The organism is Pseudoalteromonas sp. ND6B, assembly GCF_000764215.1.
Taxonomy (GTDB): domain Bacteria; phylum Pseudomonadota; class Gammaproteobacteria; order Enterobacterales; family Alteromonadaceae; genus Pseudoalteromonas; species Pseudoalteromonas tetraodonis.
This window is the reverse complement of sequence record NZ_JQFL01000049.1, coordinates 34,582-47,957: the sequence shown is the minus strand read 5'-3', so window position 1 is coordinate 47,957 and position 13,376 is coordinate 34,582. Positions and strand designations below refer to the sequence as shown.

Sequence of the window (13,376 nt, the reverse complement as noted above, 5' to 3'; positions counted from 1 at the left end):
TTAGCATGGCGATTCAAATAGGATTTAATTGGCTCATTGAGCAGCAGCTATTATTAAGTCTGTTGTTTGCAGGGTTTGTTTTACTGGAGCGCTTTGGCTTAAAAACCCTTGGTTCACGCTTTGTGTATAAATTAGCTTGGTTAATACCTGTATCAGTTCTGTTGGCTAATTTACCTAGTGCAATTAAGCCACTGCAAAATAGCGGCATTAGTTACCATTTAATTACGCCTAATCAATCACTTACAAACGGTTTAAGTGTTAGTTGGGCGCTACTGTATGTCATTATTACCACGGTCCTATTAATTGCCGCTGTTGTTACCCATACCCGATTTGTTAAAGGCCTACAGCTCACTGAGTTAGCGCATTTTAAGCAATTAACAATAGGAGTACAAACTTATACCAGCGCTCAGGTGGCTACGCCCATGGTCATTGGTGTTTTTAATAGCAAACTGGTATTGCCGCACAATTATAATACTCAGTTTGATAATACTACTCTGGCGCTTATTCTAGAGCACGAAAACGTGCATATAAAGCGCAAAGACAACCTTATAAATGCGGTGCTATTACTGGCTACAATTTTATTGTGGTTTAACCCTCTGGCTTGGATGGCTTACGCAAGCTGTAGACGTTTGCAGGAGCTGACTTGTGATGAACGGGTACTAAGCAATAAAACCACACAGCAACAAATTTTATACAGCAAAGCCTTAATAAACTGCGCTGCCAATGCGCCAGCGGGTCTGATGGCTTATTCACACTACGGAGATAAAAAAACCATGTTACAACGACTTACTAATATCAAACATAACGGCACACATTCGCGCCTAGCAAAAGGAAGCGCGTTACTTATCGCTGCGAGCTTGCTCAGTGGCTTAGCAGTAGCAAAGCAACCTGAAGCATCAGCTAAAAAAGAAACATCTATCGCTCCCGTAATGCGAATCGAACCGCTTTACCCAAAACAAGCGGCGGAGCAAGGCATCAGCGGTTCAGTGGTTTTGAGATACGACATAACTCCAGCAGGTAAAACAGCTAACATTACTGTTGTAAAAGCTGAACCAGAAGCAGTCTTTAACAAAGAAGCAAAAAGAGCACTGATGCAATGGCAATATACACCTTCATCAATGGGACAACAAAACGTACTAATACAACTTGATTTTGCACTCAACAGTACAGTTACAAAAAGTGATTTAATAGAGCGAGTTAACATATCGCATTAATGGGAATAGGTGTTTAAGACTATAAAGCAAGCACCCTTTTAGGCTGCTTGCTTTGTGGTTTTTGCTTATTCTCGTTATAAACTGACGGCGATCATGCCAATAGCGGCTCCCATGCCTACCAGCCAAGTGATCGAGCGAATAATATCGAGGTTTAAATAATAAAAAGTACAAAATAAAATACGCGCTACAATATGCGTCATCGCTAAAGTTTCGGTTACGGCATTAACATTGTTTGTGCCTAATACAGCAGCCAAAGCAACGGCAAAAACCGCTAACGATTCAAAACAGTTTTGATGAGCAGCCAGCGCCCGTGCTCCGAGTCCTGTAAGTTGTGTTTGTTGTTGCCGCGGATGTTTATTATCGTAACCACCGAGCTTATTCATTTCTATAATAGCTGGGATTCTCGCAACATAAGGCATGATCACTGCAATTAAGGCGCAAACCAATAAAATCGTCATTATAATTCTCGAGTTATTATTTATGACCCAAAATAACACAGCAAATAGAAAAAAGCCGCCAAATATAAATAACCTGAGCTCTGGCGGCTAGCAGTAACATCCCTCACACTATAGCCGATTTAAGCAGTGCGTCACTGTGGCAAATTGTCGCAGGTGATGAATATTCATTATGCCTTTTTGATGGTCGCTTTAATGCCAGAGTACTGCTAAATTAGCTCTCCACTTTTTTGTATGTTATTTAAGATGATTTGGATTTTACTCACTATTTTTGCCGCATTTATGCAGTCATGGCGTAATGCGCTGCAAAGCAAATTAAGCGCTCATGTCAGCGTTGCTGGCGTTACTCTAGCCCGCTTTATTGTCGCAAGCCCTATTGCAGGGCTGTATTTATATGCGCTTTATTATTACCAAGATGCGCCTCTCCCTTCATTTAATCCTTTATTTATTAGCTATATTATTGGAGCCAGCATAGTGCAAATTATTGCCACAGGGCTCATGGTGAAGTTGTTTAAAATGAACAATTTTGCAGTAGGCGCCGGCCTTGCTAAAAGCGAAGCGCTAATGGCGGCGATATTAGGGTTACTATTTTTTGGTTCGGCGCTTTCATTTTTAGGTTGGATTGGTGTATTTATTGGCGCACTCGCTGTATTGCTATTAAGCGGCATTGCGAATGTGAAACATTTTAGCTTAAAAACCGCCTTAACAGGGCTTGCTTGCGGTACTTCGTTTGCGTTGTCATCGTCATGGATCCGCGAAGCGAGTTTAAGCTCGGGTATAGCTTTTCCTTATGCACCAGCGTGGGTTTTGTTACTGATTATTAGCTTGCAAACACTGATGTTATGTATATACATTGCTTTAAAAGAGCGCCATACCTTTAAAATGATGTATCAATATAAGAAAATGACAAGTGCAGTGAGTGTATTTAGCTGCTTAGGTTCCGTAGGCTGGTTTAGTGCCATGAGCTTACAGCATGTCGCCTATGTAAAAACGCTCGGTCAAATAGAAGTATTTTTTACCATGTTAATCTCTATTTTATGGCTAAAGCAGCCGCTAAAGCGCCAAGACAGTGCGGGGCTAGTGCTGATTGCAGTGGCTGCCATATTGGTTATGCTGCCAAGTAGTTAAAACAAGCGCAGGTATAAACCTGCGCTTGTTTAATCTAACAATTAATGACTAATTTTTAAGGTGATGACACCACAAATAATCATTAATACACCAGCAATACGGCCAAAAGTGGCTGCATCACCATAAAATAATATGCCAACTAAAAACGTACCTGCTGCGCCAATCCCCGTCCATACCGCATAAGAAGTCCCCATAGAGATTTGCTTTTGCGCTAACCAAAGCATAAAGCCACTTGCGACCATAAACGCGATTGCAATTGCAATGCCTTGCCAACGGGTATCTGGGTTTTGTGAAATTTTTAGGCCTATTGGCCAACCAATTTCAAGTAACCCTGCAATTATTAAGTACATCCACGCCATTAAACATCTCTCTTTTTCAATATCACTTCATATAAATCACTGCGGCGGTCTTTTAAGTTACGCACGGTACCTTCACTGTGAAGTATTTTTAACTTGTCCATATCTAAGTCGCTAAATAATAGCATTTCGGTATTGGTGGTGGCCTCATTTAGTGTGGCATCGTGTGGAAATGAAAAGTCAGACGGTGTAAGAACAGCAGATTGCGAATACTGCACATCTAAACTTTCTACTTCGGGTAAATTACCCACCGAACCTGCGATAACCACATAACATTCGTTTTCAATAGCGCGCGCTTGTGCACAGTGGCGAACACGTAAATAACTATTTTTGGTGTCGGTCCAAAATGGCACAAATAAAATATCAAGCCCTTGGGTTGCTAAAATACGCGACAACTCTGGAAACTCTACATCGTAACAAATTTGAATCCCTACGCGACCGGCATCGGTTTCAAATACCGCTATTTTATCACCGCCTTGAATCACCCAATCATTATGCTCATGCGGGGTGATATGAATTTTACGTTGCTCATCTATTTTGCCACTGCGGTGGCACAGGTAACTCACGTTATAGATTTTATCCCCCTCGGCAAGCGGCATAGAGCCGGTGATAATATTCGCGTTGTACTCAATTGCCATCCGCGACATCGCGTTTTTAAAAGTCTCAGTGTATTCAGCTAAATAACGAATGGCTTCGGTTTGATTACTTTGCTCAGTTAACCCCATCAATGGCGCGTTAAAGAACTCCGGAAATAAAATAAAGTCGCTTTTATAATCAGACACCGTATCAACAAAGTATTCAACTTGCTTAAGCATTTCTTCAACCGACTCAACACAGCGCATTTGCCACTGCACAGCCCCAACACGTACGATTGATTTAGTCGACTCAATAACGGTATCGGTTGGCTCAAACATAATGTTATTCCACTCAAGTAACGTGGCATAACCTACTGATTCTTGATCCTCTGGAAGGTACTTTTTAAGTAAACGCTTTACCTGAAAATCGTTAGCTAATTGAAAGCTCAATATAGGATCGTATATCTCTTTTTGATCCACCTTGGCAATGTATTCCATTGGCGTCATATCGTCGCTGTGATTGTAATAACGCGGAATGCGGCCACCCGCTAAAATAGCGCGTAAGTTATATTGGCGACATAATTCTTTACGGGCATCATAAAGACGACGCCCTAAACGCATGCCTCGGTACTGCTCACTAATAGCAACATCTAAACCATATAGCGCGTCACCTGTGGTATCACTAAATACACGGTCATGGCCATCAGCAATATCTTCATAGGTGTGCGGGTTTGAAAAACGTGCATAATCCACTTGTACACTCAGCGCTAAACCCACCAGCACGCCATCATCAACAATACCAATTTGCCCTTCAGGGAACTGATCTATAAGTCTAAAAATTGTATGGCTTGGCCATGCGCCGCCTAAATCAGGGTACGCTTCGTCCATCAAGATTTTAATTTGTGGGTATTGTTCTCTGCTTAAATTACAAATTTCAAGATGAGTTTTTTCTGCCGACATATACAACTCCTTTAGGCACGTAAAAATCAAAAAAGCTGAACAAATGCTCAGCTTAATTAGGTTTATGCGTTATGGTTCGCGCTAGGCGCTACTTTAAACTGCGATAAAAAAGGGTGGTTACACGCTCTTTTGGTAACCAGTTTGCATATTCAAGGCCAAGTTCTGATAATGGATCGGCTTTGAGGACTTGCTCTAAACTGGCATCGTTTTGCATAGCATTAAGCATAACATCTTTCGCTTTTTGTACCAGCTTACGATACGTCATTAGCCCTGAACGGTCGCTTATCGGGCCATGCCCTGGAATAACGGTTGTTTTTTCATCAATTTGTTTGATCACATCATCAACCGCTGCTAAAACACCATCAACACTACCGCCACTATCTACATCAACAAAAGGTAAGCTTCCAAAGTTAAAATATATATCGCCCATGTGCACTATGTTGTCGTTACTAAAAAAGATAACCGAGTCGCCATCTGTGTGTGCATTTGAGTAGTGCACAACATGCGCATGCTCATTGTTAAAGTGCAGTTTTAAATCATGGCCAAAACTAATACGCGGTAAGTAATCAGAACCCTCACCATGTTTTTCTTTTAAGCGTTTGTGTACATTGTCGTGAGCAATCACATGTGCGCCCGCTTTGGCAAAGTTCTCGTTACCCCCAGTATGGTCGCCATGATGATGGGTATTAATTACAAACTCGGCACTGCCTGGCTTTAAGTCGCTAATGGTTTTTTTTATATCGTCGGAAAGCTTGGCAAACTGATCGTCAATAATATAAATGCCATCATCCCCCACGCTTGCGGCAATGTTACCGCCTTGACCAAATAACACGTAAACATGTTCACTTAATTGTGTAGCCGTAACAGGGTTTTCATCCGCAAATGCATGATTGCTTAACAGTAAACTGGTGATTAATGCCGGTAGTAATTTTTTCATTTTTGTTTTCCTATAATTGCTTTATCTGGGTTATAAAACGTTATTACTACTTATTTAGCTCACTTTGCATCCAAGGCTAGTCGTTCATTGGTGCAATTTCAATTTGATGCATTAATGCTTGCGGTAATAATGGCGTGTGCTTACCTTTTACATATTCATCAAAGCCAGCTCGATAAAACTCAGAAAGTGGGTGGCCTGATTGCCCACCCGGAATCGTTAAAATAGCATTCTTTAAGTGCCCAGGCTGAACAATAAAACGCTGTGATGCGCCAAAACTACGTTTTTGCACCGCTGGCATATAACTGTCACCAAACCCGGGCGCTGTTGGCATGTTAAGTAACTTACTTAGTATGGGCATTTGTTTAGCAAACGGGTGCTCAATCGCTAATTCGTTTACTTTTCCCCACTGCCAGTTTTGTATGTTACTACCAAACCTTGATGTTAACTGCGTGAGTGTTTGCTCAAATGCGCCCTGTAATTGCTGCTCCCAATTAGTAAACTGCGGATTAACCCAACTTGTTGGCTGAGCCTTTATTAACTGCCAAACAGCAGGCTCTAAATCACGTTTCACATATTTTAATGTGCCATCCTGCTGGTTAAGTGTTGTCTCAATACTGCTAAATAAAATATTAATCAGTTCATCACGATACGTCTTTACTAAGGTATACCCTATTGATTGCGGGCAAGCGCATTGCTGCCAGTTTTCGAGGGCATTTATATGATCTTTATAGCGCGTGGGCTGCTTTTTTAACTGCTCAAGCAATAAGGCATGCCAAGGCATTAAAAATCGTGCTTGGTTATCTAACTGCAACTGATAAAAATCACTTTCATTAAAGCGTTGTTTTTCAAATAACCTATCGCGAATTTGCGTTGCACGGGCTCCAAGCGCATAGCCGCCATTACCAAAACGGACGTTATCATCAGCAGATACCACTCGAGAATTACCTGTCCACAATCGCCCGTTTTCAGGATTTTTAATAAAAGGTCGATCGATTTCGTTTTGCTGCCAAAGCGCGGAGTAATCTTCTTCTTTTACGGCTAATTCACTAGGTGTTGTTCGCGCAGGTATGCCGCCCATATTTTTCCATGCTGCATTTCCTTGGTCATCGACCACCAGCAGGTTTTGCACAGGAATGCCTACGTCACTTGCAATATCAAGCGCATCATCAACACTCTGTGCTTGCTCAAGCTGTAATAGCTGCATATTAACGGCGTATGGTTGATGTGCAGCCCAGCTCAGTGCATAAGGCTTTTCATTAATGTATTTTACCGGACCGTATTCACTGAGCGTAAGAGAGTAACTTTCTACTTTGCCACTGGGTAATGCAATAGGCTCATCTACTTGCCACATTTTGCTATCGCTATTAAGCGCAATCCAATCGGCGGTATCTAAATACCCGTTGGTAAACCCCCATGCAACGTTGTTATTTGTGCCTACTACAATCGCCGGCGCTCCCGGAAGCGAGACACCCGTTACCTGCATGGGTTTATTATTTAATGAATAGTTTAATTGGGCTCGATACCAAATAACCGGCACAGCCATTGATAAATGCATATCATCAGAGAGCATCGCAGCCTGAGTGTTGGTTAAATTTGAGGTGACCGCCCAATTATTACTGCCCACTTCTAAGTTAGCGGTAATGGGTTTAATCGCGGTGATTGGTTGCGATAAAAGCTCGGGGATTGGGTTATTCAAAAGAGCGAGCTGACTGCCATCCAATGCGGCTTGATATTGGCTAGGCTGAGTTAAAAAACTTACCATTTCAGCCCCGTACTGCTGCTCTATTTGAATTAAAGCTTGGTCGCGCTCAAATGTAGATGACTGTAAATCAAGGTACATGCTAAAAATAACTAATAAACTGTCTTCACTTTGCCAAGGCTTTTGCTCAGCCCCTGTGATTAAATATTCAAAACTTGGGTACCCTACTTGTGCAAGGCCTTCATTTACACCTTGGGCATAACTGCGTAGCAGCTGTTTGTCGGCCTTCGGGAGGGTTTTTAAAATAGCTTGGCTGCGTTTACGTAATTGGTGAAAACGCATTTTTTTATCAAGCCCAAGCGCGGCTTCACCAAATAGTTCGCTTAGCTCACCGGCCGCATTACGACGTAATAAATCCATTTGAAAAAAGCGGTCTTGCCCATGCGCATACCCTAAGCCATAGGCAGCGTCATGACGAGTAGTTGCAGTAATAACGGCTTGGCCAAGCGTATCACGAGCGACTTTAACGGGCTGTGTTACCGCATCGCTTCGGCCTTTACCATCAAGGGCTGGCAAACTTAAGGTCAAAACGCCGTAAACAATTGCAGTACTGGCGAGTGCTAAAACCACAACAACCAATAGCAACCGTTTGATTACTTTAAACATAAACATACCCTTTAACTATTTCAATAAACTATTATTAGCATATATTCATAATCGTTCTATTAAAAACGCTACGAAAAGCGGGTAAAGGGTGAAATAAACATCAAAATCCACGATAATACACAGTTCATGTATTGTGCAGACCTAGTTGAGATCAAAATGACTGAAAAAACATTTATTAAAGGTAAAGACCGCGATTTAGAATCGTCTATCTCTACCATGCAAAACAAGCTAAAAGCGCTAAATATTAATATTGAAGAAGCGCTGTGGCTTAACCCTGTAGCAAACTGTTATTCAGTTCATATAAAAGATAGCGACTGCGGTGTGATGTTTACTAATGGTAAAGGTGCCACTGATAAAGCCTCTATTGCCTCTGCGCTAGGTGAATATTTTGAGCGTTTAAGCTGTAACTACTTTTTTGCTGATTTTTACTTAGGCGAAGAGTTCGCCAATGATGACTTTACTCATTATCCAAACGAGAAATGGTTTAAAGTTGAAAACGATGAAATACCGCAGGGTATTATGGATGAAAGCTTATGGGATTATTTTGACCCAGAGCGTGAATTAACCGCATCACACCTTTATGACTTTAACTCTGGCAATTTCGAACGTGGTATTTGTTCTGTACCGTACACTCGTCAGCGCGACAACCAAGACATTTACATTCCGGTGAATGTGATTGGTAATATTTTTGTTTCTAATGGTATGAGTGCCGGTAATACTAAATTTGAAGCCCGTGTTCAGGGATTATCTGAAGTATTTGAGCGCGCTATTAAAAACCGCATTATTGCCGAAGGTATCAGCTTGCCAATCGTGCCTGAAGAGGTGGTAAAACAATACCCTAAAATTCATGAAGCTTGTGAAGAGCTGCGTAGCCATGGCTTCCATTTACGCATTGCGGATGCATCACTAGGCGGTAAATACCCAGTAATGAGTGTCACGCTTATAAACCCTGTTGATGGGTCAGTATTTGCTTCTTTTGGTGCCCACCCTTCATTTGAAGTAGCGCTAGAGCGTACCGTTACTGAATTACTGCAAGGTCGTCGCCTAGATCAACTAGACGTATTCCAACCTGCTACATTTGATAACGACGAAGTCGCTACTCCTGAGAACATTGAACTGCACTTTATTGATTCAAGCGGTTTAATTTCACATGACTTTTTCCGCTCTGAAGCAGATTTTGAATTTGTACATTGGGACTTTAGTGGTTCAACTGAGCAAGAATACAACTTCTGTACTGATTTAATTCATAGCATGGGTCACGATATCTATATTATGGATTACACCCACTTAAACGTGTATGCATGCCGTATTTTAGTTCCTGGTATGTCAGACATTTATCCAGTAGATGAGTTAATTTGGCGCAACAATAATGAAGGCGCTAAATTCCGTGAAGACTTCTTATCGCTTGATCAGTACGATAGCGAACAATGGATGGAAATTTACGACAACCTCGAAGAAGCAGGCCACAGCGATATTATTCGCGCAGCTGAATTCATTGGCTTAGCAACCGACGCCGATACACCTTGGCACACACTACGCATTGGTGAGCTTAAAGCACATTTATGCTTAGCGGCGGGTAATGAAGAAGCTATTGACTGGGTTGATTGGATTTTGCATACCGGCCAAGTAAACGACGAAGCGATGCGTCACTTTCGTTGCTTAAAAGCAATCCTTGAAATTAAATATGATGACGAGCGCGAATATGCAAGTTATCAAGATGCATTAGGTTTAATGTTTGGTAGCGACAATGTCACGCTTGCTATTGAAATTGCTGAAGGTCGTAAATTATTTAACGGCTTAACTTTCCCAGGCTTATCGCTTGAGGGCTTTAAAAAGCATGCAGCACTTCTTGATGGTTACCGCAAATTACACGTTGCAAAGCAACAGCATTGGGCGCGCGAAGTTAGCGACTCATAACCACACCTAAACTACTAATTATAAAAATAAAATGGCGCATTTTTAACTGCGCCATTTTTATTTCTTCGATAAATTGACTATAGTTAGCCTGTCTTGATTAACAACTTAATTACATTCTATGTCCCCGCAGCGCAAAAACAAACGCACCCGAATTAATAACGCTAAGCTGACTTTTTTATTATCGCTGGTGTTGATAATCACTATCAGCTTGGTGCTTGATCACGTCAATTATCACCGTGAGAAAGATGCTTATCGATTACGCACTCTGTCGCAGGTAAGTACCTATAGAGCACAACTTGAAGCTGTATTAGTGTCTAATATTCAACTCATTCGTGGCTTAGCTATTGCTGTTGCCGCTGAGCCAAACTTAGATCAAACTCGCTTTGAACAAATTGCAGCCCCACTTTTTGAAACCTCAAATGAGCTACGTAACATTGGCGCGGCGCCAGACATGGTAATAAAAATGACCCATCCGCTTAAAGGTAACGAAAAAGCGATAGGTCTTAATTTTTTGGAAAATAAAGCACAGCGCAAAGATGCCATTAAAGCAAGAGACACGAATACGATCGTGATGGCAGGTCCACTTCAGCTTGTCCAAGGCAGCGAAGCCTTGATTGCGCGCGTACCAGTATACTTGCCAGAAAATAACGCCTTTTGGGGATTGCTCTCAGTGGTACTCGATATAGAAAAAGTTTATGAAAACTCGGGGATTATTGAACTACAGCAAAATTATAATATAGCAATACAAGGACGTAATGGATTAGGTAAGCAAGGTGAGTTTTTTTTCGGTGACCCCTCTATTACTGTTCAAGACCCTCTAGAATTTACTTTAAACTTTCAAGGAGGTGTTTGGCAGCTTTATGTTATACCCAAGCAAGGCTGGCAACCAGTGAGTTCTTCGATCTGGCCTTTACGGTTCATTATTTTAACCGTGTTAGGCTTGCTCATTTCTGCCTTTTTGTTTTATCTAAAAATACTCAACCGTGAACAAGAAAGCGAAAGAATGCTTGAGGTGATGAGTAATTTAGCACAAGTCGGTGCATGGTCGTTTAACTTAGAAAAAAAACACGTGTTTTGGTCAGATATGACTAAAAAAATATTTGAATACCCATTAGATGAGCAACCAAAATGGTCAGAAAATTTAAATTATTTTAAAGAAGGTGAAAGTAGAGAAAAAATCGCTAAACTGGTTGAAAGAGCAATTAAGCATGGTGAAAGTTACGAAACTGAGCTTGAAGTGATCAATGCAAATGGTCAGCCTGTATGGGCACTTGTTCACGGTGAAGCTGAACATAAAAATGGCCGTTGTGTAAGAATATTTGGTTCATTACAAAATATTGATGCCCGTAAAAAAGTAGAATTAGAAAATCGCAAAATTGCTCGTTTTAACGAAACCTTGGCCTCCTTAACGGTGAGTGATGAAATATTAAATGGCAAACTAAGCCAATCTAAAGAATTAATCACGCAGTCTATTTGCCAAGCCCTTGAGGTAAACTGCGCCAGTATAAAATTGTTTAATCAACAAAGAACCCAGCTAATTCAATTTGCGAGTTTTAATCGTTCAGGTAGCGAAAATAATATTCCGTGGCTGCAAGAAACTATTCCTGACTTTTTTACCGCAATAGAACGAAAAGCGATATTTTATGTTGATAATGCTCAACAACATCCCTACTTAGCCCCCATCAAAGAAAGCTACCTTCAACCGTTTTCAGTCAAGGCGATGCTGTGTGTTCTTATTCCTGCAAGCAGTGGCTCTATTGGAATAGTTTGTGCTGAGCAAGATATAGTTAGAACATGGAGCCATAATGAAGAAAGCTTTTTAATTGCTGTAGGGGCTTTAATTGGCAGCCTTTACTCTAGCCAACAACGTATAGAAACAGAGGCACAACTAGTCAAGGCAAAAGAAGCCGCAGAACAAGCTGTGATTGCAAAAAGTGAGTTTTTAGCCAGTATGAGCCATGAAATTCGCACACCCATGAATGGGGTGTTGGGAATGCTTAATATTGTTAAAGCAACCCAATTAGATCAACAACAAAAGCATCATATTAAACTTGCACAATCATCTGCAGAGTCATTGTTAGGAATTATTAATGATATTTTAGACTTTTCTAAAATAGAGGCTGGCAAGTTAGACATTGAAAATATTCAATTTAATTTACCTCGCTTACTGGGTGAAGTGGTTGAGTCATTTGCATTAAAAGCCGAGCAAAATAACACCACGTTAATTTTGGATGCAACACATATCACCAGCAGTGAATTTATTAGCGATCCGAATAGATTACGTCAAATTTTAAGTAACTTAATTGGTAATGCCGTTAAATTCACCCAAAACGGTGAAATATTGATAACCGCTAAAATTGCCCACACACTTGACGCCACAGTTTTAGAATGTGCAATCGCTGACTCAGGTATAGGAATCAGCGCAGAGAAACAGCCCCATTTATTTGACTCATTTACTCAAGCAGACACATCAACCACACGCCAATATGGTGGCACAGGCCTGGGTCTTGCTATTGTAAAGCAGCTTTGTGAGCTCATGGGTGGCGAAGTGAATGTGAGCAGTACACCAAATAAAGGCAGTACATTTTCCTTTTTTATAAAGATAATCCCTCAATTAGTTCAAGAGCACGAAGCATATCAAGCAATTAAAAATAAGCGTATTTGGGTTATTGATGATTGCTTACTCAATACCACTATTGCCAAAAAACAATTAACTCGCTGGGGGGCTAAGGTCAGCACGATCTGCGATTACCTGTCTATAAGTGCCTACATTAATAGCCATGAAGATACCCCACCAAACATTGTGCTCGTTGACAGTGCTTTATTTGAACCATTATACGAAGCTCAAGCACTCGCACTTAAGCAGTTTTTAACAAAAAGTAATAGCCATTTAATTATTATGACTCCCATGAGTTATACAAATAAAAGTGCCACATTATTAACCGAAGAAACCCTCGTATTTAAACCACTCACCCCTTTTGATTTACAAAATGCGCTGACTGCAAAAAGCACTATCGAGCAAACACACGTTGATACACAACTAAAGTCGCTTGCTGCCACTGAGGTTATGACAGATACACTCGCGGCGCATGTTTTATTAGTAGAAGATAATAAAATTAACCAAGTTGTTACCGCTGCTTTTTTAAAACAGTTGAACGTGACATTTGAGATTGCTGAAAATGGTGCTGAGGCAGTTGAAACGTTGAATCAAAACCCAGCTAACACTTATCAATTAATATTAATGGATTGCCAAATGCCTACGATGGATGGCTATCAAGCAACTATTGCCATCAGAGAAGGCAAAGCAGGCAAGGTAAATAAAAACATAACAATAATAGCGCTTACCGCAAACGCAATGCAGGGTGATAAAGACAAATGTTTGGCCACTGGTATGGATGACTATTTAACTAAACCCCTCAATGCCACAACTCTTCATTCTAAGCTCCAGCAATGGCTTACAAGCAAATAA

The 13,376-nt window shown here is 40.9% G+C and carries 9 protein-coding genes; 4 read left to right on the top strand and 5 right to left on the bottom strand.

Features of this window, described 5'->3' with window-relative positions:
* Positions 1-5 precede the first annotated feature (5 nt).
* Complete coding sequence (locus tag ND6B_RS07925; protein ID WP_033103664.1) at positions 6-1,214, top strand: M56 family metallopeptidase; 1,209 nt, start codon at positions 6-8, stop codon at positions 1,212-1,214.
* Positions 1,215-1,288: 74 nt separating this feature from the next.
* Here ND6B_RS07925 and ND6B_RS07930 read toward each other — a convergent pair whose 3' ends face one another.
* The gene (locus ND6B_RS07930; protein ID WP_033103663.1) at positions 1,289-1,672 is read right to left on the bottom strand and encodes an MAPEG family protein; all 384 of its coding nucleotides are present in this window, start codon (positions 1,670-1,672) and stop codon (positions 1,289-1,291) included.
* Between the two features lie 243 nt (positions 1,673-1,915).
* Here ND6B_RS07930 and ND6B_RS07935 point away from each other — a divergent pair, with 243 nt between their 5' ends.
* A complete protein-coding gene (locus ND6B_RS07935) occupies positions 1,916-2,797 on the top strand; it encodes a DMT family transporter (protein ID WP_013463714.1) in 882 nt (293 codons plus the stop codon).
* 41 nt (positions 2,798-2,838) lie between these two features.
* Here ND6B_RS07935 and ND6B_RS07940 read toward each other — a convergent pair whose 3' ends face one another.
* From ND6B_RS07940 to ND6B_RS07955, 4 genes are all read right to left on the bottom strand, one after another.
* Entirely contained in the window at positions 2,839-3,156 is a 318-nt protein-coding gene (locus tag ND6B_RS07940; protein ID WP_016900225.1) for a DMT family transporter, read from the bottom strand.
* Entirely contained in the window at positions 3,156-4,688 is a 1,533-nt protein-coding gene (locus ND6B_RS07945; RefSeq protein ID WP_028834873.1) for a carbon-nitrogen hydrolase family protein, read from the bottom strand. The genes ND6B_RS07940 and ND6B_RS07945 overlap by 1 nt, the downstream gene beginning before the upstream one ends.
* An 88-nt stretch (positions 4,689-4,776) precedes the next feature.
* The gene (locus ND6B_RS07950) at positions 4,777-5,625 is read right to left on the bottom strand and encodes an MBL fold metallo-hydrolase (protein ID WP_033103662.1); all 849 of its coding nucleotides are present in this window, start codon (positions 5,623-5,625) and stop codon (positions 4,777-4,779) included.
* Positions 5,626-5,701: 76 nt separating this feature from the next.
* The gene (locus ND6B_RS07955; RefSeq protein ID WP_033103661.1) at positions 5,702-7,990 is read right to left on the bottom strand and encodes a penicillin acylase family protein; all 2,289 of its coding nucleotides are present in this window, start codon (positions 7,988-7,990) and stop codon (positions 5,702-5,704) included.
* A gap of 156 nt (positions 7,991-8,146) precedes the next feature.
* On the opposite strand from ND6B_RS07955, the gene ycaO reads away from it, so the two are divergent.
* Together ycaO and ND6B_RS07965 are read left to right on the top strand one after the other, a co-directional pair.
* Positions 8,147-9,907, top strand: a complete 1,761-nt coding sequence (ycaO, locus tag ND6B_RS07960; RefSeq protein ID WP_013463710.1) for a 30S ribosomal protein S12 methylthiotransferase accessory factor YcaO — start codon at positions 8,147-8,149, stop codon at positions 9,905-9,907.
* Positions 9,908-10,025: 118 nt separating this feature from the next.
* On the top strand, positions 10,026-13,376 hold the full coding sequence (locus tag ND6B_RS07965) for an ATP-binding protein (protein WP_033103660.1): 3,351 nt from the start codon (positions 10,026-10,028) through the stop codon (positions 13,374-13,376).